The sequence below is a fragment of the Brucella tritici genome (assembly GCF_008932285.1).
Lineage (GTDB): Bacteria > Pseudomonadota > Alphaproteobacteria > Rhizobiales > Rhizobiaceae > Brucella > Brucella tritici.
Map to the genome: position 1 here is coordinate 21,039 of NZ_WBVY01000005.1, position 18,011 is coordinate 39,049.

The window sequence follows — 18,011 nt, forward strand, 5'->3', positions numbered from 1 at the left end:
TTGAACTGAATCGTTGGAAATACTCTATCTCTTTGTTTTTACGCATTATCCTGCACAAAACCGCTTCGCACTTTTGCTGGAAATGCTATAAGTTTGCATATCATGGAGAATGTCATGTCGAAGCACAAAGGTCCTGTCGATCCTGAAAGCCTGCCTTATCGGCCCTGTGTCGGACTGATGGTGCTGAACAAGGCCGGTCTGGTCTGGGCTGGCCGTCGTATCGTCATTCCGGGCGACGAGATGGATGGCGCGACCCAGCTCTGGCAGATGCCGCAGGGCGGTATCGACAAGGGCGAGGAGCCGCTCGAGGCGGCTATCCGCGAACTTTACGAGGAAACCGGCATGAAGTCGGTTTCGCTGCTTGAGGAAGCGTCAGACTGGATCAATTACGACCTGCCGCCGCATCTGGTCGGCCAGGCGCTCAAGGGCAAGTATCGCGGCCAGACGCAGAAGTGGTTTGCCTATCGTTTCGAGGGCGACGAGAGCGAAATCGCCATCAACCCGCCGCCCGGCGGACACACCGCCGAGTTCGACCGCTGGGAATGGAAGCCGATGGTCGAGCTGCCGCAACTGATCGTTCCCTTCAAGCGCAAGGTTTACGAGGAAGTCGTCGCGGCTTTCCGGCATCTGGTAGCCTGATTTAACGGGGGAGGCGCCGGCACCCCCTTGTGCCGTCGCCCAACATATAGTCAACTCGCTTCAGGCGCACCGGACGGTTGCGTTTTGAGAGGGAGAAAAACGCATGGATGTTGGAAGTCTTCTCGTATTTCTTTTCGTCGGTCTTATCGCTGGCTGGCTGGCGGGCAAGGTCGTGCAGGGTGGCGGTTTCGGACTGATCGGCAATATCATCGTCGGCGTGATCGGCGCATTTTTTGCAGGCTGGTTGCTGCCGCGTCTCGGATTTTCCGTCGGTGGAGGAATTATCGCTGCGATCGTCAACGCCTTTATCGGCGCGGCCATCCTCCTGATTATCCTGCGCATCGTCAAACGCGCCTGACTTGTAGATATTCTTCTGAACAGGCCCGGCTTCCCGCAAGCCGGGTTTCTTCATTCCCAAGTTCAATCCCATGACACCGAATTCCAAACTTTCGCTTGGTCTGATTCTCACGGCATCGGCTGGTTTCGTCGATGCGATTGCTTTCCTGCAACTGGGCGGTTTCTTCGCATCCTTCATGAGCGGCAACACAACGCAGCTTGGTGTTGCACTCGCGGGACAGCCCGGCGTGCAGGGCGAAGTGCTGGTCTGGTTTCCCGCAATCCTGATCGTGCTGTTCTTTTCCGGCGCCTTTTTCGGCACGCTTGCGGTGCGCGCTTACGGGCGATGGGGCAGCCTCTATGTGATGGCGAGCGTAGTAGCGATCCTGCTGCTGGTCGGCGTGCTGCGGCGCGAGGGTGCATTGCTGGTCCAGCCGGTGTTGCTGCTTGCCGCAGCCATGGGCGCGCAGAATGCGGCGGTGCAGCCTATCGGAGCTGCGCGTCTCGGCGTGACCTATGTGACCGGCACGCTCTTCAACGCTGCCGCCGATCTTGCCTGTTCGCTGCGCGGTGAAACGCCGAAATGGCGCTGGCTGCAGCATGTGGCGGTCTGGCTGTCGCTGATGCTGGGCGCTGTCGGCGGCGGTCTCGGCCACTATTTCATCGGCCTCGACGCCTTGTTCGTTCCGGCTGCAATGATTGTCGGCGTCATGGTCGCCTATATGCGGCTCAATTGATTTAGCATGATCTGATCCGAAAACCGGCTCCACTTTTCGGGATCATGCTTAACTGAAGAGCGATTTCTCGCTTTCAACCAGTTCAGAAATCAGCGCCGATATGGCGGTGACGCGCCGCAATGTGCGGGCGGATTCGTGATAGGCGAGCCAGTAGGCGCGACGGATCACTCGATCCGGCAGAATGGGCACGAGATCGGGATCGGCGCGGGCGATGAAGGCGTGCAATATGCCGATGCCTGCACCAGCCCGCACGGCCTCGACCTGCCCAAGCGCGCTCGACACTTCGAAGGCCGGTTTCCAGTCACGGCTGATTTCCGGCGCATAGGCCAGCGACGGGTTGATGACGAGATCCTCCACATAGCCGATGAGCCGGTGCCGGGCGAGATCGTCGGTGTTTTCCGGCGTGCCGTTCGCCTCCAGATAGCTGCGATGCGCATAGAGACCGAGCGTATAATCGACGAGCCTGCGCGCGATCAGCCTGCCTTGTTCCGGACGTTCGACCGTAATCGCGATATCGGCTTCGCGGCGTGACAGCGAAAACGAGCGCGGCACCGGCACAAGCTGGATGGTCAGGTCGGGATATTTCTGTGTCAGCCGCGCCAGCCGGGGCGCCAGGAAATTCACGCCGAACCCGTCCGGCGCGCCGATACGCACCGTACCGGATACCGCAATATCCGCATTGCCGACATGTGAGCGGGCGGAAAGCATTTCGGCTTCCATGCGTTCGGCGGCAAGCAGAAACTCTTCGCCAGCCTGTGTCAGCGTCGAGCCGTTGGTGCGGCGGGTCAAAAGCGTGGTGGAAAGAGCCGTTTCAAGCGCGGTCAGCCGCCGGGCAACCGTGGTGTGGTTGAGCCCGAGCCTTTTGGCCGCGCCCAGAATCTGGCCGGAGCGCGCAACAGCGAGAAAAATCCGAATATCGTCCCAGTTCATGATGCTCTCTATCCATGCATGATCTTGCGCGAAAACCGCTCCGCACTTTTCAGGATCATGGTCTTTTGCTTGAACATGATCTTGTCCGAAAACCGTTTCACACTTTTCGGGATCATGTTTCAATTACTATAAAATTTGCACAACGGATACGCTTTTCGTCGCCTTGCAATCACGAATTTGCAGAGTCAAGATGGTGCCAACGATGGGAGCCGCGTGGCTCTTGAAAGCGATCATCAGGGAGGTTCTTCGATGCGCAATATCGGACATTTCATCGGCGGCAAGCATGTGGCAGGCAAGAGCGGCCGCACGGCCGACGTTTTCCAGCCGCTCGACGGCTCGGTGCAGGGCAAAGTGGCGCTCGCCACCAAGGAAGAAGTGCGTGCGGCTGTCGAAAACGCCAAGGCGGCACAGCCAGCCTGGGCAGCGACCAACCCGCAACGCCGCGTCCGCATCCTGCGCAAGTTCATCGAACTCGTCGAAGCCGAATATGACAGCCTGGCCGAACTGCTGGCCCGCGAACACGGCAAGACCATTGCCGACGCCAAGGGCGACATCCAGCGCGGCCTCGAAGTGGTGGAAGTCTGCCTCGGCGCGGCTCACATGCTGAAAGGTGAGTTCACCGACAATGCCGGTACGGGCATCGACACTTACTCCATGCGCCAGCCGCTCGGCGTTGTTGCTGGCATCACGCCATTCAACTTTCCGGCCATGATCCCGCTCTGGAAGGCTGGTCCGGCGATTGCTTGCGGCAATGCCTTCATCCTGAAACCATCCGAACGTGATCCGGGCGTACCGATGCGCCTTGCCGAACTGTTCATGGAAGCTGGTCTTCCGGCAGGCATTTTCAACGTCGTCAATGGCGACAAGGAATCGGTCGATGCGCTGCTCGACGATCCGGACGTCCAGGCCATCGGCTTTGTCGGCTCTACGCCAATTGCCCAGTACATCTATGGCCGCGGCTGCTCGAACGGCAAGCGTGTACAGTGCTTCGGCGGTGCGAAGAACCACCTTCTCATTATGCCGGATGCCGACATGGACCAGACCGTCGATGCGCTGATCGGCGCGGGCTACGGTTCGGCTGGCGAACGCTGCATGGCGATCTCGGTTGCCGTTCCGGTCGGTGAAGATACTGCCAACCGTCTGATGGAAAAGCTCATTCCACGTGTTGAATCGCTGAAGATCGGCACCTCCACCGACAATTCCGCCGATTACGGCCCGCTGGTCACCAAGGCTGCACTCGACCGCGTGCGCGGCTATGTGGATCTGGGTGTTGAAGAAGGCGCGAAGCTGGTCGTCGATGGCCGTAACTTCAAGATGCAGGGCTATGAAGATGGCTTCTACATGGGTGGCTGCCTGTTCGACAATGTGACCAAGGACATGCGCATCTACAAGGAAGAAATCTTCGGACCGGTTCTCTCGGTCGTACGTGCCAAGAACTACGAGGAAGCGCTGGCTCTGCCGAACGATCATGAATATGGCAACGGCGTTGCGATCTTCACCCGTGACGGTGATGCAGCCCGCGATTTCGCCAGCCGCGTGCAGGTCGGCATGGTCGGTATCAATGTGCCGATCCCGGTTCCGATCGCCTATTACACCTTCGGCGGCTGGAAGGCTTCCGGCTTCGGCGATCTCAACCAGCACGGCCCGGATGCATTCCGCTTCTATACCAAGACCAAGACCGTCACCTCGCGCTGGCCGTCGGGCGTCAAGGATGGTGCGGAATTCGTCATCCCGACTATGAAGTAAGCATTGCGCTTGTCACCTCGTCCTTCGATCCTTCGATGAACTCAGGATGAGGCTGCGCTTCGCGCCTCCTCAGGATGAGGTGACAGACAACCCTACTGTCCCCCAAGCGAAACCTCGCCCTTGTGGCGGGGTGTTTTGTTTCAAGGATGCGGCAGCGGAAAGCCGTGCCGCTCCGCAAGGGCGGCCAGTATCTTGTGCGGGTCGCCGATCAGCGAACGCTCTTCATGCCTCCCGGTCTCGAACGAGGACCGGTCGCCATCCTTCAGCATGAGCAAGGGAAGGTTTTGGTTGTCTTCGCCTGCCAGCTCTATGACGGCCTTGCGCGGGCGCTGCCAGTCGACGCGCTCTATATCCAGCCTGTCTCCCAGTGCCGGAAAAGAAGCCAGAACACCCTCGATGAGGGCGCAATGCCAGCAATAGAAAAGCTGGCCGGGATAAGCCGGATCTTCAAACCCCGGTTTCAAGAGAAAAAGCTTGTCCTCATTCATGTCGTTTGTCCTAAGAGCCTGAACCAAAAATCGCCATGCCGGTCTGCAAATGGCAATTTCCTGCGTTCCGGTGCTCATGTAGCTTTCTCTGGTGCATAGTCTTATCCGAAAAGTCTGCAACTTTTCAGGACCATGCTCAAAAGTACGCTCCGCTCCGGTACTCGAAAAACACCATTTTCGCCACGGCCTGCTGATTTTTGATTCAGGCTCTGAGGCGCAAGGCCGCTGCAAAAAGGGTGATGCACAGCGCAAAATCGCCAGCTTTGGAACAGCTTTCCAAGCCAAGCGTTCACAACGGATGTATAGCTTGATTTTGATTGCAAAAGCTCAACTTTTCCGATCATCGCCCTAAACTAATAATATGTAGCCCGAAGCCCGATCATCACTGTCAGGAGTTCCGTTCATGAGCGAAAAGATCAATCGCCGTATCGTGCTGGCATCGCGTCCGGAAGGTCGCCCGACCGCAGAAAACTTCCGGCTGGAGGAAGCGGCGATCCCGAGCCCCGGTGACGGTGAGGTTCTCCTGAGACTGCACTATCTGTCGCTCGATCCCTATATGCGCGGGCGTATGAGCGCGGCCAAATCCTATGCTGCGCCGGTGGCAATCGGCGATGTGATGGAGGGCGGCACGGTAGGCGAAGTCGTTGAAAGCAGGAGCGCGGGCTTTGCGCCGGGCGACTTCGTGCTTTCCCATTCGGGCTGGCAGGATTATGCGGTTGCCGACGCATCGACCTTGCGCAAGCTCGACCCGAAGGAAGCCCCTGTAACGACGGCGCTTGGCGTTCTTGGCATGCCGGGCTTTACTGCCTATTCCGGCCTCCTCACCATAGGCCAGCCGAAACCGGGCGAGACCGTCGTGGTTGCGGCGGCAACCGGTCCGGTCGGTTCTGCCGTCGGGCAGATTGCCCGGATGAAGGGCGCTCGCGCCATCGGCATTGCCGGCGGAGCGGATAAATGCAAGGCGTTGATCGATGAATTCGGTTTCGATGTGGCGATTGACCACCACAGCAAGAATTTCGCGCATGAACTGGCTAAGGCCTGCCCGAAGGGCATCGACGTTTACTTTGAAAATGTCGGCGGCAAGGTCTTCGATGCTGTGTTTCCGCTGCTGAACCAGTTTGCACGGGTTCCGGTCTGCGGACTGATCGCGCAGTATAATCAGAGCGGGTCGTTCGACGGGCCTGACCGGCTGCCGCTGGTGATGCGGGATATTCTGTCGAAAAGCCTGACTATTCGCGGCTTTATCCAGCGCGATTTTGCCGATCAGAGGCCAGCCTTTTACCATGACATGGTGAAGTGGATTGCCGATGGTCAGGTGCGTTATCGCGAAGACATTGTCGATGGATTGGAAAATGCGCCGAAAGCTTTCATTTCCCTGCTGGAAGGCGGCAATTTCGGAAAGCTCATCATAAAGCTAGCCTGAACTCGCAATATTCTGCTTGCAGAACTGCGCCTTGAGCGTGATGCTGTGCCTGTTTCTTCTGTTGGAAACTGGGTCATTGCAAAGGGCAGGCAGAGTATGGGCGAGCGCCAGCAGGCGGGCATAGGGGAAGGTGGCGGGCCGGGACGCGAGCGTCAGGAAGAGGCCCGGCGTATTCTCGACAGGCTCGAACGCGAGCAGACCGGTGCCGAAGGCATCGTGCGGCGTGGGTTTTCCCGCACTGCGCACCATCTGGCTGCCGCCGACGCCCCCGAAAATGATCCCATCGAGCTCTGGGCCACGCGCATCGGGCGCGGGCTCGGCTTCCTCATCACGCTGGCGATCATCGTCTGGCTCATTTTCTATCTCATGCAAAGCTAGGTACCCAATGACGCCTTCTGCGCCTTCGGATGCGACAACCGTTATTGTCATCTCAAGCCATGTCGTGCGCGGGTCGGTTGGCAATCGAGCCGCCGTTTTCGCATTGGAAACGCTGGGCTTTCCCGTTTGGGCCGTGCCGACCGTGGTGCTGCCATGGCATCCGGGCCATGGGCCTGCTGGGCGCATCGTGCCACCGGCCGAAGAGTTTTCGCGCCTGATGCAGGATCTTCAGCGCGCACCGTGGCTTGGCGAGGTGGGTGCTGTCCTGACCGGCTATCTCGGTCATCCCGAGCAGGCGGCAGCCGTTGCCGAACTGGTCAAAGCCGTGAAGGCGAAGAATCCGGGGGCGGTCTATCTGTGCGATCCGGTCATCGGCGATGAAAAGGGGCTTTATGTGCCCGAAGCGACTGCCATGGGCATTCGCGACAAGCTTCTGCCGCTTGCCGATATCGCGACACCCAATCGTTTCGAGCTTTCATGGCTGACCGGCGTTCCGCTGGAAGACAATTCCGCCCTGATGGAGGCCGCATTGGAAGCCGGTCCGGCAACCATGCTGGTGACCTCGGCTTTTCCGCTGATGAGCGGCAGCATCGGCAATATTCTGCTCGCGCCGACCATGGCGCTGATGGCCGAACATCGCCGTGTCGATGGGCCGACCAACGGTCTGGGCGATCTGACCTCTGCCGTATTTCTGGCGCGTCGTCTGTCCGGCATGGCGGAGGAAAAGATGTTGCAAAGCACCACTGCAGCTGTGTTCGAGATCATGGCGCGTTCGGCAAAGCGCGGAGCGGATGAGCTGATGCTGGAGGCCGATGCGTCGAGCCTTGCCACGCCGATGGCCATGGTGCAGACGCGGCGGCTGATGCATCCAACCAAGGGTCTCCGCGCTTGACGCAGACCGCCAACGCGCTCGCTGGTGTTGATGGCTGCCCCGGCGGCTGGATCGCCGTGATCGGGGATGGCGGTAGCTTGCGAGCCGAAGTGTTCGGCAGTTTCTCCGACCTGGTGGCGTCGCTTTCGCAGAGCGCGATCATTGCCGTCGACATGCCGATCGGACTGCCGGAAAAGGGCGGTCGTTCTGCGGAGCGGACCGCACGGGCTCATCTTGGCGAAAGGCAGTCGAGTGTCTTTTCCATTCCGCCGCGTGCTGCCGTCTATGCCCGCGATTATCGCGAGAGCTGTATTCTTTCGCTGGAACGTACCGACCCGCCACGCAAGGTTTCCCGGCAGGCTTTCGGGCTTTTCCCGAAAATTTGCGAGATTGATGAATTGTTGCGCGCTGATGCGGGGCTGGTGACACGCATTATCGAATCTCATCCCGAACTGGCTTTTACGGCTTTGAATGGCATGAAGGCCATGTCCCTGCCGAAAAAGATCAAAAGCCGGGTGAACCCGGAAGGCATGGCCGAGCGCCGGGCTTTGCTGCAGCGCTGCGGATTGCCGGAGAATTTTTTGAAAAGTCCTGTTCCGCGCGGTGCGAAGGCGGATGACTTTCTCGACGCCTGCGCCATGTATCTCGTGGCTGGTCGTCATGCGCGTGGTGAAGCGCGTCCGCATCCCGACCACGTGGAACGCGACGCTTTCGGTCTTCGCATGGCGATATGGGCTTGAGAAGCTTGCATGAAAAGTGAACGGGATCATGCGTCCAATTGGACGCAGCCCGTTCAGCGCATTTCGATTGATCTCGGTTTTCGATAGGGATATTGGAAAAATATGGTTGATCTTCCAGACTCACTTCTCGCCGGTTATCGAACCTTCATGCGCGAGCATTTTGCCCACGAAACTTCACGATATCGCCATTTGGCCGACAAGGGACAATCGCCGGAAACGCTGGTTATCGCTTGTTGTGATTCCCGTGCGGCTCCCGAAACCATCTTCAACACGGCGCCCGGCGAAATCTTCGTTCTGCGCAATGTTGCCAATCTCATCCCGCCCTACGAACCTGACGGCGAATATCATGCGGCTTCGGCAGCACTGGAATTTGCGGTTCAGAGCCTCAAGGTGAAGAACATCGTCGTCATGGGGCATGGCCGTTGCGGCGGCATCAAGGCTGCGCTGGACACCGAAAGCGCACCGCTTTCGCCAGGCGACTTCATCGGCAAGTGGATGAGCCTCATCGCGCCTGCCGCCGAAGCCATCAGCGGCAATCAGCTCATGACGCAGAGCGAGCGCCAGACTGCGCTGGAGCGCATCTCGATCCGCTACTCCATCAACAATCTGCGCACATTTCCTTGCGTCGATATTCTGGAGAAGAAGGGCAAGCTTACCCTGCATGGCGCATGGTTCGATATTTCGACCGGCGAGCTGTGGGTGATGGATCACCAGACGGGTGATTTCAAACGGCCAGACCCAGCCTGACCCAGCCTTCAGAAAAACGCTTCCTGAAACGGCTCCTCTCAGATCGAGAGGGGCCGTTTTGCCATATTCTGCACCGTTGAAATCGGCGTTTTTGTCTTCCAAACGCGAAAATTCGCAACAAAACATGCAAAAATAGCCCCAAACTTTGGGGCTATTTTGTGAAGCTTGAAGCTTTTCTGCGGCAATTTCAAAGCGAAACTGCGACTTCAGCCTTCTGCCCTTACTTTCCGTCGATGGCCTTGCCCATCACGGCGATGGCGCGCTGGTAGACCTGTGCAGCATTCCAGCCCTGGATCGCGCCGTAGTTCGGTTCGCCCGGCTGATAGCCTGCACCGCGCTGCCAGCCATGGCCGACGAGGAAGTTCGCGGTCGAATAGAGCGCGTCCGCCTTGTTGCGCAGGTCGAAATGGGCGCTGCCCGAACCGCTGACACCATACTTCAGGACGTTTGCCGGCATGAACTGGGTCTGGCCGACTTCACCGTGCATCGCGCCGACAGCCTGCGGGCTGAGATCGCCCTGATCGACGAGCTTGAGAGCAGCATAGAGCTGGCCGGTGAAGTAGTCGGAACGGCGGCAGTCATAGGCCAGCGTTGCAACGGCGGATACTGTGTGCTGCTTGCCGAGATAGGAGCCGAAACCGGTTTCCATGCCCCAGATCGCGATCAGCGGACCGGCTGGAACGCCGTAGCGCTTTTCGATTGCCGCGAAGAGAGCTGCATTCTGCTGCTTCTGCGCGCGACCACGCTTGATGATCGTATCTGCGCCGCGCTTCTTCATGAAATCTTCGAAGGAGAGCTTAAAGCTCTTCTGATTGCGGTCGGCATTGATGGTAGCCTGCGCATATTTGGTGCCGGCCAGCGCATTGAGGCCTGCCTTGCCAACGCCGCGCGACGGCGCTTCCTTGAGGGTCTGCTGGAGCCAGGCATTATAGCCGGCGGCGTTATTGCCGCACTGGGCTGCCTCGGCAATGCCTGTTCCCGTCATCATGCCCATTGCAAGAACTGCTGCTGCGGTCCAAGACCGGCCCTTGGCAACCAATGCCATTCGTTTCTCCTTTGGAGTGATTCGACCTCAACGCGAATTTGCCATTCCTTACACCAAATGTCATGCGGCAACGGCAAAGCGTGCAGAGGCAGGTGCGGAATGCCGCGTTTACAAGCATTTTTGCACAAAAACAGCAAGCTTTTGTTGGCTACCAAACGGCGCGTGAAATTTTTCGCTTGGAAGCTGTGGCTTTCATATCTATTGCTTGCATGTGTACTGGTAAAAAAACTTTACCACCATTGCATAGTTGAGCTTCAACATTCGCGACATTGACGGGGAGGACGCCCATGTCGAACGGATTTCTTGCGCTATTTGCGTTTTTGCCAATTCTCGTAGCCGGCGTCATGCTGGTTGGATTTCGTATTCAGGCCCGCATCGCGATGCCGGTGACTTATGTGCTGACTGTGGTGATCGCCATGGCGATCTGGGGCATGAGCGGCAACCGGGTCATTGCCTCGACCATTCAGGGGCTGATCCAGACGGCAGGTCTGCTCTGGATTATTTTCGGAGCGATTCTGCTTCTCAACACACTGAAATATTCGGGCGGCATTTCTGCGATCCGTTCCGGTTTTGCCCAGATCAGCCCGGACCGCCGCATTCAGGTGTTTCTGATTGCCTGGCTGTTTGGTTCGTTCATCGAAGGCGCATCGGGTTTCGGCACGCCTGCCGCCGTCGTGGCGCCGCTGATGGTGGCTGTCGGATTTCCGGCCCTTGCCGCTGTTACTTTCGGACTGATCATCCAGTCCACGCCGGTATCGTTCGGTGCAGTCGGCACGCCGCTCATCGTCGGTGTCCAGTCAGGCCTCAACCGCGAGGCGCTGACGGCGCAATTGCAGGGCGCCGGGTCGAGCTGGGAACAGTTCTTCCATATCATCACATCGGAAGTGGCCATCCTGCACGCAATCTGCGGCACGTTCATGCCGTTGTTCCTTGTGGTCATCATGACCCGTTTCTTCGGGCGTAACCGCTCCTGGACCGAAGGGCTTGCCATTCTGCCGTTTGCGCTGTTTGCGGCTTTCTCGTTCACCATTCCCTATGTGTTGAGCGCGGTTTTCCTCGGTGCAGAATTTCCGTCCATGATCGGCGGTCTGGTCGGCCTCGCGCTGGCGACATTTGCAGCGCGCGGCGGTTTTCTCATGCCAAAGCAGAGCTGGGATTTTCCGCCTGCTGCGGAATGGCCTGCAGGCTGGGTCGGCACCGTCCAGATCAAGCTCGATGAACTCACCTCGAAGAAAATCCCGCTTGCTCTGGCGTGGACGCCATACATTCTGCTGGCGATTTTTCTGGTGGTCAGCCGTACGTTTCCATCGGTTGGCAATGCGCTGAAGTCGATCACTTTCGTTGCCAAGGACATCATGGGTGAAACTGGGGTGGGTGGTGATTTCACGCCGCTTTTCCTGCCGGGTGGTCTTCTGGTCATCGTCTGCGTTATCACCTTCTTCCTGCATCGGATGAATGGCGGGCAGTTCGCCAAGGCTTTCGGTGAAAGCACCAAGACGCTGGTGGGCGCGGGCTTCGTGCTCCTGTTCACCGTGCCGATGGTGCGCGTCATGATCAATTCTGGCGTCAACGGCAAGGATTTGGTCAGCATGCCGCTGATGGTTGCCGATTGGGTGGCAGTGGAAGTCGGCAATGTCTATCCGTTCTTCGCGCCGTCTGTCGGTGCGCTGGGTGCGTTCCTTGCCGGGTCCAACACGGTATCGAACCTCATGCTCAGCCAGTTCCAGTATGGCGTGGCAGAAGGGCTCGGTATTTCCGGTGCGCTGATGGTCGCCGGTCAGTCGGTGGGCGCTGCCGCTGGCAACATGATCGCGATCCACAACGTGGTTGCGGCTTCCGCTACGGTCGGCTTGCTGGGGCGTGAAGGCACGACCCTGCGCATGACCATCATTCCCACGATCTATTATGTGGTTCTGGCGGGAACGCTTCTGATGATCGGCCTTTATGTGCTGGGCATCGGCGACCCGCTTGCCGGTGTGGCCGCACAGTAAAACAAAATCGAAACCGGCCCTGTATTGGAGCGCATCCCGAAAATTGCGAAACGGTTTTCGGAACAGGATGTGCCCAAAACAAACTGGGCCGGTTTCAGTGCGTTTCAGGCCTTTTGCTTGACATTGCGGGCTGATCGCCTTAAAGCCAGCTCCAATCTATCCGCGATCTTCAGAACGCGAGCCACCGACCGGGACCCATTTGGTATAAAGCGATCCCGGAGGTCCACATCCGACAGCGCGATGCGCCCTCGGGTGCTGTATCGCTTTGGTTGCTTCTTGAACTGGCAGATAAGCGGGACGATCTATCCCGGATGAAGCCTCCCGCCTATTCCCGGATATAAGGATAACTCGATGTTTGAATCACTTCAGGAGCGTCTTGGCTCCATCCTGAACGGCCTTACCGGACGCGGCGCTCTTTCTGAAGCCGACGTGACCGCAGCGCTGCGCGAAGTGCGCCGTGCGCTGATCGAAGCCGACGTTTCGCTGGAAGTGGTTCGCTCGTTCACCGACCGCGTTCGTGAGAAGGCCGTTGGCGCTGAAATCCTGAAAAGCATCAAGCCCGGCCAGATGGTCGTCAAGATCGTCCATGACGAGCTTATCGAAATGCTCGGCACCGAAGGCGTTGCGATTGACCTGAATGCGCCTGCACCTGTCGTCATCATGATGGTCGGTCTGCAAGGTTCTGGTAAGACGACCACCACCGGCAAGATCGCCAAGCGTTTGACAGAGCGCCAGCGCAAGAAGGTGCTGATGACGTCGCTCGATACGCGCCGTCCGGCTGCACAGGAACAGCTTCGCCAGCTTGGCATCCAGACCGGTGTCGATACGCTGCCGATCATTGCCGGTCAGTCGCCGGTCGAAATCGCCAAGCGTGCCGTACAGGCTGCTAAGCTCGGCGCGCATGATGTCGTCATCCTCGATACCGCAGGCCGCACGCATATTGACGAGCCGCTGATGGTGGAAATGGCGGATATCCGCAAGGCCGCCAATCCGCATGAAATCCTGCTCGTAGCCGACAGCCTGACCGGTCAGGATGCCGTCAATCTGGCGCGCAATTTCGATGATCGCGTTGGCATTACCGGCATCGTCCTGACCCGTATGGACGGCGATGGTCGCGGTGGTGCGGCCCTTTCGATGCGCGCCATCACCGGCAAGCCGATCAAGCTGATCGCCACTGGCGAAAAGATGGATGCGCTGGAGGAATTCTATCCCAAGCGCATCGCCGACCGTATTCTCGGCATGGGCGATATTGTTTCGCTCGTGGAAAAGGCTGCTGAAAACATCGATGCGGAAAAAGCCGCAGCGATGGCCAAGAAGATGCAGTCGGGCAAGTTCGATCTCAATGATCTTGCCGATCAACTGGGCCAGATGAAAAAGCTCGGCGGCATGGGCAGCATCATGGGCATGATGCCCGGTATGGGTGGAATGAAGGACAAGGCAGCGGCAGCCGGTCTCGACGACAAGGTGTTCGACCGCCAGCTTGCAATCATCGGTTCGATGACCAAGGCCGAGCGCGCCAATCCCGACCTTCTCAAGCACAGCCGCAAGCAGCGCATTGCCAAAGGCTCCGGCACGACTGCTGCCGACATCAACAAGCTTCTCAAGATGCACCGCCAGATGGCCGACATGATGAAAGTCATGGGCAAGGGCAAGGGCGGAATGATGAAGCAGATGATGGGCGGTCTTGCCAGCAAGATGGGCCTTGGCGGTCTTGGTGGCGGTCTGGGCGGTGGCATGGGCGGCCTCGGCGGCATGCCCGATCTGTCGAAGATGGACCCGAAGCAGCTTGAAGCGCTTGCCAAGCAGGCGGAAGCAGCCGGTCTGACGAAAGGCGGCGGCTTGCCTGGACTTTCGGGCGGCGGTCTTCCCGGCTTGGGAGGGCCTAAGCTTCCCGGTCTTGGTGGCGGTCTTCCCGGCCTGCCGAAGAAGAAGTGAGCATCATGAGCGACGAACAGAACACTGCACCGGCTGAACTTCTGGCACTGCGCGCCTCCATCGACAATATCGATGCTGCGCTGATCCACATGCTGGCCGAACGTTTTCGCTGCACCAAGGCTGTCGGTGTGCTCAAGGCCGAACGCGGCCTCGCACCGGCTGATCCGGCCCGCGAAAAGCGTCAAGTGGAACGTCTGCGCGCTCTGGCAACCGACGCCCATCTCGATCCCGATTTCGCCGAAAAATTCCTGAACTTCATCGTGAAGGAAGTCATTCGGCATCATGAGCATGCCGCCGCAAATCACGGCGGAAACACAAACGACTAACCCTTTTTCTCTGGCGCCCAGTCAGAGGCTCTGAGCTACCAACTCAGGGTACCATTAAACACGAGGAAGAAAAAATGTCTCTGAAGATTCGTCTGGCCCGCGCTGGCTCCAAGAAGCGTCCTTACTACCACATCGTTGTTGCCGACGTCCGCAGCCCGCGCGACGGCCGCTTCATCGAAACCGTTGGCGCATGGAACCCGATGCTGGCCAAGGACGCTGAACGCGTGAAGCTCGATGCCGACCGCATCCAGCATTGGATTGCACAGGGCGCACAGCCGACCGACCGCGTTCTGCGCTTCCTCGACCAGGCTGGTCTTGCAAAGCGTCCGACCCGCAGCAACCCGACCAAGGGTGAGCCGGGCAAGAAGGCTCAGGAACGTCTGGCCATGGCCAAGCAGGCTGAAGAAGAAGCTGCTGCAAAGGCCGCTGAAGCTGCCGCAGCCGCTGCTGCTCCGGCTGAAGAAGCTGCAAGCGAATAATCTTCGCGCAGTTTTATGGTTTGAAAAAGCGGCGGAGCAATCCGTCGCTTTTTTTGTTGGGCGAAGCATAGCCATTCTCGTCAGAAACGACCCGGCTGACGGAGAGCTATCATTATGCTACGAAACCCGACATGGAACATTCTGGTGAAATTCTTATCCTGACCGGCACACCGGGCGCCGGTAAAACCACAACTGCCGAGATGCTTGCGAACCAGCCGGGTTCGCCGAAGGTTCATCTTCATTCGGACGATTTCTGGCACTTCATTAAAAACGGTGCGATCCAGCCCTACCTGCCGGAAGCCCATGCGCAAAATGCCATCGTGATGGATGCGCTGACAAAGGTGGCCAAAGCCTATGCCGACGGCGGTTATTTCGTCATTGTCGATGGGATAATCGGGCCATGGTTTCTCGAGCCGTTCCGAATGCTGGCTGCGCCGCTTCATTATGTGGTTCTGAGGCCATCTCTCGATGAGGCGATCCGGCGTTGCCGCGAGCGGGGCGGCAATACGCTGACCGATCCGGGGCCGATTGCAGAACTTCACCGGCAATTGTCTGCACTGGGTCCGCTTGAGCCACATGTGCTGCCGACAGAAGGGCTTTCGCGCAGCCAGACGCTTGCCGCTGTCTGCGCGGCGGTCGAAAGCAGTGCTTTCCGATTGCACCCCTGAAATCGGACTGTGGTGTTCGCAGTTTTACCTTGTTGTTCAAATCGACTGGAAAACGAGAGGATTTCGTCTATCTTGTTGATTTGACGGCTCGCATTCACGTGAACACACATATGCGGGTGACAGATTTGTTTTCCCGGCGCTTGGCAAAGCGCTCTTTTCAGGAGAAGTCCATGTCGGCTGCGACGGTTGCCACTTCTTTCTCTCTTCGCCGTATTTTCATCGCTCTTGGTCTCGCTGTTCTGGTTCCGCTGCTATCGGCATGCGGTTTCAACACGATCCCGACCAATGAGGAAAAGGCGAAAGCCGCCTGGGGCGAGGTGCAGAACCAATACCAGCGCCGCGCTGATCTCGTGCCCAATCTGGTCGAGACCGTAAAGGGCTATGCTGCTCACGAACAGGAAACCCTGCAGGCCGTGATCGAGGCGCGCGCCAAGGCGACGCAGGTGCAGATCACACCGGAGACACTCAACAATCCGGAACTCTTCAAGCAGTTTCAGGATAACCAGGCCAACCTGACAAGCGCGCTGTCGCGCCTGATGGTGGTGGTCGAGCGCTATCCGGACCTGAAAGCCAACCAGAACTTCCTTGCATTGCAGTCGCAGCTTGAAGGTACTGAAAACCGCATCGCCGTCGCACGCCGCGACTATATCGAAGCGGTTCGCGTCTACAACACGGCGCTGCGCACCATGCCGACGATGATCTGGACCTGGATCTGGTATCGCGATGCACAGCCGATGCAGAGCTTCAGCGCTGATGCAGGCAGTCAGGCCGCGCCTAAAGTCAACTTCAACTGACGGCGCGTCTCATGATGCGTTTCGGGGCGAGTGCAGCACTCTCGCGTGATCGTCGCGGCCTTGGCTGGTTGGGCTGGCCGCGACATCTCCTTGCGCTCGCTTTCCTGCTGTTTTGCGCAGCGCTGACGCTGCACACGGCGGCCCTTGCACAGGATGCGCCAAAACCTGCGCAGGCCTTGACCGGTCGCGTGGTGGATGCGGCGGGGATCATCGACCCCGCAGAGCGCCAGCAACTGATCCAGAAGCTTGCCGATTATGAAGCGAAGTCGTCGGATCAGGTGGTTGTGGTGACGGTCCCGAGCCTCAATGGCGAAGACATAGAAACCTATTCCAACCGCCTGTTCCGTGCCTGGGCGCTCGGGCAGAAACAGGAAAACAACGGCATATTGCTGGTGGTGGCGCCCAATGACCGCAAGGTGCGGATCGAGGTCGGCTATGGTCTCGAAGGCGTCATGACCGATGCGCTTTCAAGCGTCATCATCAATGGCACCATTATTCCCGAATTCCGCACCGGCAATTATTCGAATGGTATCGTGCAGGGCGTGGATGGCATTCTTTCGGTGCTTTCCGGCGATGCAGCCGAGCTTGAAGCGCGGGCCAAGCGCAATGTGCAGTCGAGTTCGGATGATGTCGACTGGGTTTTTGTCGTCTTCATCGCCTTCTGGTGCCTGATCTTCTTCGGCGGCTTCGGTATGGCGATCCTGACGCCGGTTTTCGGACGCAAGATCGGGCCGGGCAAATATCAGTGGCTCGGCATGGTCGTGGATTACAACAATCGCGGCGGCGGCTCTGGCGGCAGGGGTGGTGGAAGCTGGGGCGGCGGCGGTGGCTGGTCGTCCGGCGGGGGAGGCGGTGGTTTCTCCGGTGGTGGCGGTTCATCCGGTGGCGGCGGCGCCTCGGGTAGCTGGTAGGGAGACGCAAGGATGAAGCATCACACGCTGATTGGCGCCGAGGACCACGCCCGCATTGCCGAGGCCATCCGCAAGGCGGAAACCGAAACCAGCGGCGAAATCTATGCGGTCCTGGCACGCTCCAGCGACGACTACTTCTTTGCGGCGGGCTTTGTTGCGACCTGCGGCATCCTGATTGCTTCGGTGATCGCAGCCTTTCTCGCCCATTGGTACTGGTTCGATATCCGCCTGCCCATGTTCGGGCTTGCAGTGCTGGCGGCGTTTGCGACTGCGATGCTGGTGCTGTGGTTCTTCCCGGTCATCCGCATGATGCTGGTGCCGCGCCGCATCCGTTACAAGCGCGCCCATCTCAATGCGCTGCAGCAGTTTCTGGCACGCAATGTCCATATTACCGAGCACCGCACCGGCATTCTGCTCTTTGTCTCTATGGCCGAACATTATGCCGAGGTGATCGCTGATGCGGGCATTCATGCGCGTGTCGAGCAGGACGAATGGAATGCAATTGTCGCGACGCTCATCCATCACGCTTCCCGCGCCCAAGTGGCCGAAGGTTTCGTGCTGGCCATCGGTCAGGCCGGGCTTTTGCTGGAGAAACATTTCCCGGCAGGAGCAGACAATATCAATGAGCTGGACGATCACCTGATCGAGCTCTGACAGGCCGATTCATTCATCAGAATCATCTGCAACTTTAGTCTGAAATGTGGCGAAGCTGGCCTCTGGATTCGCCCTTTTGGCATGACTTTTGAGCCTCGCGGAGAAATCCGCTGGCATATTCCGAAATTTCGCGGGAAGTTTTCGAAGTTTTGTTCCAAATTAAATGGATTAAA

The 18,011-nt window shown here is 58.5% G+C and carries 20 protein-coding genes; 17 read left to right on the top strand and 3 right to left on the bottom strand.

Annotation, left to right across the window (positions count from 1 at the left end; all coding sequences use genetic code 11):
- Window positions 1-114 precede the first annotated feature (114 nt).
- From F9K94_RS19105 to F9K94_RS19115, 3 genes are all read left to right on the top strand, one after another.
- The gene (locus F9K94_RS19105) at window positions 115-639 is read left to right on the top strand and encodes an RNA pyrophosphohydrolase (protein ID WP_151647777.1); all 525 of its coding nucleotides are present in this window, start codon (window positions 115-117) and stop codon (window positions 637-639) included.
- 103 nt (window positions 640-742) lie between these two features.
- A complete protein-coding gene (locus F9K94_RS19110; RefSeq protein WP_029929435.1) occupies window positions 743-997 on the top strand; it encodes a GlsB/YeaQ/YmgE family stress response membrane protein in 255 nt (84 codons plus the stop codon).
- A gap of 70 nt (window positions 998-1,067) precedes the next feature.
- Window positions 1,068-1,712: a YoaK family protein gene (locus F9K94_RS19115; RefSeq protein WP_151647779.1), complete on the top strand. Its 645-nt coding sequence runs from the start codon at window positions 1,068-1,070 to the stop codon at window positions 1,710-1,712.
- Window positions 1,713-1,760: 48 nt separating this feature from the next.
- Here F9K94_RS19115 and F9K94_RS19120 read toward each other — a convergent pair whose 3' ends face one another.
- Window positions 1,761-2,642 carry a LysR family transcriptional regulator gene (locus tag F9K94_RS19120; RefSeq protein ID WP_010661504.1) on the bottom strand — a complete coding sequence of 294 codons (882 nt, stop codon included), beginning with the start codon at window positions 2,640-2,642 and terminating at the stop codon, window positions 1,761-1,763.
- A 249-nt stretch (window positions 2,643-2,891) separates the two neighbouring features.
- On the opposite strand from F9K94_RS19120, the gene F9K94_RS19125 reads away from it, so the two are divergent.
- On the top strand, window positions 2,892-4,388 hold the full coding sequence (locus F9K94_RS19125) for a CoA-acylating methylmalonate-semialdehyde dehydrogenase (RefSeq protein WP_151647781.1): 1,497 nt from the start codon (window positions 2,892-2,894) through the stop codon (window positions 4,386-4,388).
- A gap of 140 nt (window positions 4,389-4,528) precedes the next feature.
- On the opposite strand, the gene F9K94_RS19130 is transcribed toward F9K94_RS19125, so the two are convergent.
- Window positions 4,529-4,876, bottom strand: a complete 348-nt coding sequence (locus F9K94_RS19130) for a DUF3088 domain-containing protein (protein WP_151647783.1) — start codon at window positions 4,874-4,876, stop codon at window positions 4,529-4,531.
- A gap of 403 nt (window positions 4,877-5,279) precedes the next feature.
- Here F9K94_RS19130 and F9K94_RS19140 point away from each other — a divergent pair, with 403 nt between their 5' ends.
- From F9K94_RS19140 to F9K94_RS19160, 5 genes are all read left to right on the top strand, one after another.
- Window positions 5,280-6,299 carry an NADP-dependent oxidoreductase gene (locus F9K94_RS19140; RefSeq protein ID WP_151647785.1) on the top strand — a complete coding sequence of 340 codons (1,020 nt, stop codon included), beginning with the start codon at window positions 5,280-5,282 and terminating at the stop codon, window positions 6,297-6,299.
- Between the two features lie 96 nt (window positions 6,300-6,395).
- Window positions 6,396-6,677 (top strand): hypothetical protein, encoded by a 282-nt coding sequence (locus F9K94_RS19145; protein ID WP_104757413.1) that lies wholly within the window; start codon window positions 6,396-6,398, stop codon window positions 6,675-6,677.
- Window positions 6,678-6,684: 7 nt separating this feature from the next.
- A complete protein-coding gene (pdxY, locus tag F9K94_RS19150) occupies window positions 6,685-7,569 on the top strand; it encodes a pyridoxal kinase PdxY (RefSeq protein WP_151647787.1) in 885 nt (294 codons plus the stop codon).
- Window positions 7,566-8,288 carry a DUF429 domain-containing protein gene (locus F9K94_RS19155; RefSeq protein ID WP_061347945.1) on the top strand — a complete coding sequence of 241 codons (723 nt, stop codon included), beginning with the start codon at window positions 7,566-7,568 and terminating at the stop codon, window positions 8,286-8,288. The genes pdxY and F9K94_RS19155 overlap by 4 nt, the downstream gene beginning before the upstream one ends.
- A 102-nt stretch (window positions 8,289-8,390) precedes the next feature.
- Window positions 8,391-9,035 carry a carbonic anhydrase gene (locus F9K94_RS19160; protein WP_012091238.1) on the top strand — a complete coding sequence of 215 codons (645 nt, stop codon included), beginning with the start codon at window positions 8,391-8,393 and terminating at the stop codon, window positions 9,033-9,035.
- 220 nt (window positions 9,036-9,255) lie between these two features.
- Here the strand turns inward: F9K94_RS19160 and F9K94_RS19165 are convergent, their stop codons facing one another.
- The gene (locus F9K94_RS19165; protein WP_061347948.1) at window positions 9,256-10,080 is read right to left on the bottom strand and encodes a lytic murein transglycosylase; all 825 of its coding nucleotides are present in this window, start codon (window positions 10,078-10,080) and stop codon (window positions 9,256-9,258) included.
- A gap of 287 nt (window positions 10,081-10,367) precedes the next feature.
- Here F9K94_RS19165 and F9K94_RS19175 point away from each other — a divergent pair, with 287 nt between their 5' ends.
- From F9K94_RS19175 to F9K94_RS19210, 8 genes are all read left to right on the top strand, one after another.
- On the top strand, window positions 10,368-12,071 hold the full coding sequence (locus F9K94_RS19175) for an L-lactate permease (protein ID WP_061347949.1): 1,704 nt from the start codon (window positions 10,368-10,370) through the stop codon (window positions 12,069-12,071).
- A 351-nt stretch (window positions 12,072-12,422) separates the two neighbouring features.
- Window positions 12,423-14,006 (top strand): signal recognition particle protein, encoded by a 1,584-nt coding sequence (gene ffh, locus F9K94_RS19180; RefSeq protein ID WP_151647789.1) that lies wholly within the window; start codon window positions 12,423-12,425, stop codon window positions 14,004-14,006.
- Window positions 14,007-14,011: 5 nt separating this feature from the next.
- Window positions 14,012-14,332 (top strand): chorismate mutase, encoded by a 321-nt coding sequence (locus F9K94_RS19185; RefSeq protein WP_061348078.1) that lies wholly within the window; start codon window positions 14,012-14,014, stop codon window positions 14,330-14,332.
- A gap of 74 nt (window positions 14,333-14,406) precedes the next feature.
- The gene (gene rpsP, locus F9K94_RS19190) at window positions 14,407-14,811 is read left to right on the top strand and encodes a 30S ribosomal protein S16 (RefSeq protein ID WP_010661492.1); all 405 of its coding nucleotides are present in this window, start codon (window positions 14,407-14,409) and stop codon (window positions 14,809-14,811) included.
- A gap of 131 nt (window positions 14,812-14,942) precedes the next feature.
- Window positions 14,943-15,479, top strand: a complete 537-nt coding sequence (locus F9K94_RS19195; RefSeq protein ID WP_151647791.1) for an ATP-binding protein — start codon at window positions 14,943-14,945, stop codon at window positions 15,477-15,479.
- Window positions 15,480-15,649: 170 nt separating this feature from the next.
- On the top strand, window positions 15,650-16,273 hold the full coding sequence (locus F9K94_RS19200) for a LemA family protein (protein WP_061347952.1): 624 nt from the start codon (window positions 15,650-15,652) through the stop codon (window positions 16,271-16,273).
- A gap of 11 nt (window positions 16,274-16,284) precedes the next feature.
- A complete protein-coding gene (locus F9K94_RS19205) occupies window positions 16,285-17,184 on the top strand; it encodes a TPM domain-containing protein (protein ID WP_151647793.1) in 900 nt (299 codons plus the stop codon).
- A gap of 12 nt (window positions 17,185-17,196) precedes the next feature.
- Window positions 17,197-17,838 (top strand): TPM domain-containing protein, encoded by a 642-nt coding sequence (locus F9K94_RS19210; protein ID WP_151647795.1) that lies wholly within the window; start codon window positions 17,197-17,199, stop codon window positions 17,836-17,838.
- Window positions 17,839-18,011 lie beyond the last annotated feature (173 nt).

Bases quoted from the DNA above. Each gene is read 5' to 3' on its own strand.
- F9K94_RS19105 (WP_151647777.1), top strand. From the start codon at position 115: ATGTCGAAGCACAAAGGTCCTGTCGATCCTGAAAGCCTGCCTTATCGG.
- F9K94_RS19110 (WP_029929435.1), top strand. From the start codon at position 743: ATGGATGTTGGAAGTCTTCTCGTATTTCTTTTCGTCGGTCTTATCGCT.
- F9K94_RS19115 (WP_151647779.1), top strand. From the start codon at position 1,068: ATGACACCGAATTCCAAACTTTCGCTTGGTCTGATTCTCACGGCATCG.
- F9K94_RS19120 (WP_010661504.1), bottom strand. From the start codon at position 2,642: ATGAACTGGGACGATATTCGGATTTTTCTCGCTGTTGCGCGCTCCGGC.
- F9K94_RS19125 (WP_151647781.1), top strand. From the start codon at position 2,892: ATGCGCAATATCGGACATTTCATCGGCGGCAAGCATGTGGCAGGCAAG.
- F9K94_RS19130 (WP_151647783.1), bottom strand. From the start codon at position 4,876: ATGAATGAGGACAAGCTTTTTCTCTTGAAACCGGGGTTTGAAGATCCG.
- F9K94_RS19140 (WP_151647785.1), top strand. From the start codon at position 5,280: ATGAGCGAAAAGATCAATCGCCGTATCGTGCTGGCATCGCGTCCGGAA.
- F9K94_RS19145 (WP_104757413.1), top strand. From the start codon at position 6,396: ATGGGCGAGCGCCAGCAGGCGGGCATAGGGGAAGGTGGCGGGCCGGGA.
- pdxY (WP_151647787.1), top strand. From the start codon at position 6,685: ATGACGCCTTCTGCGCCTTCGGATGCGACAACCGTTATTGTCATCTCA.
- F9K94_RS19160 (WP_012091238.1), top strand. From the start codon at position 8,391: ATGGTTGATCTTCCAGACTCACTTCTCGCCGGTTATCGAACCTTCATG.
- F9K94_RS19165 (WP_061347948.1), bottom strand. From the start codon at position 10,080: ATGGCATTGGTTGCCAAGGGCCGGTCTTGGACCGCAGCAGCAGTTCTT.
- F9K94_RS19175 (WP_061347949.1), top strand. From the start codon at position 10,368: ATGTCGAACGGATTTCTTGCGCTATTTGCGTTTTTGCCAATTCTCGTA.
- ffh (WP_151647789.1), top strand. From the start codon at position 12,423: ATGTTTGAATCACTTCAGGAGCGTCTTGGCTCCATCCTGAACGGCCTT.
- F9K94_RS19185 (WP_061348078.1), top strand. From the start codon at position 14,012: ATGAGCGACGAACAGAACACTGCACCGGCTGAACTTCTGGCACTGCGC.
- rpsP (WP_010661492.1), top strand. From the start codon at position 14,407: ATGTCTCTGAAGATTCGTCTGGCCCGCGCTGGCTCCAAGAAGCGTCCT.
- F9K94_RS19195 (WP_151647791.1), top strand. From the start codon at position 14,943: ATGGAACATTCTGGTGAAATTCTTATCCTGACCGGCACACCGGGCGCC.
- F9K94_RS19200 (WP_061347952.1), top strand. From the start codon at position 15,650: ATGTCGGCTGCGACGGTTGCCACTTCTTTCTCTCTTCGCCGTATTTTC.
- F9K94_RS19205 (WP_151647793.1), top strand. From the start codon at position 16,285: ATGATGCGTTTCGGGGCGAGTGCAGCACTCTCGCGTGATCGTCGCGGC.
- F9K94_RS19210 (WP_151647795.1), top strand. From the start codon at position 17,197: ATGAAGCATCACACGCTGATTGGCGCCGAGGACCACGCCCGCATTGCC.